This is a genomic window from Paracoccus sp. SY (genome assembly GCF_002901215.1).
In the GTDB taxonomy this organism is placed as follows: domain Bacteria; phylum Pseudomonadota; class Alphaproteobacteria; order Rhodobacterales; family Rhodobacteraceae; genus Paracoccus; species Paracoccus acridae.
In genome coordinates this window covers 1-418 of record NZ_NWMQ01000223.1, presented here as the reverse complement: position 1 = coordinate 418, position 418 = coordinate 1, and the positions used below count along the sequence as shown (strand labels likewise).

Sequence of the window (418 nt, the reverse complement as noted above, 5' to 3'; positions counted from 1 at the left end):
GCTTTTGCGCCCTTCATCAGAACATCGTGGATCATGCCGGTGTTGCGCTCCGCCTCGACCCTGAACACCTCGCAAATATCATCGCCAGGGTCCAGGATTTCCCAGATATTGGATTCTTCATTCTTGACGCAGGACACCATAAAGGCCGCCATGACATCGGCGGCCCAGTTTACGACAGGATTTGGCTCAATCCCTCTTTTCCGTGCCTCCGCCATGCAGAAGTTCTTTGCCGCCTTGAAGGCATGGGACACATCACGAGGGTAGTCCGATATTCCGCCCGTATCACGGATACCGTCGATCCAGTTTGCATAAATCACTTGATAGATCATCTGCCATCCCTGACCTGAAGGCCGCCCAAGGCCCGAAGCTTGCTCAAAGCATACCCGCGAAGCCTGTCGCCACAACAGCCGGTATGATG

The 418-nt window shown here is 54.5% G+C and carries 1 protein-coding gene; it reads right to left on the bottom strand.

The annotated features are described in order from the left end of the window. Nucleotides 1-329 (bottom strand): hypothetical protein (locus CK944_RS22635; protein WP_146038799.1); only part of this gene is annotated, 329 nt, incomplete at its 3' end. Nucleotides 330-418 lie beyond the last annotated feature (89 nt).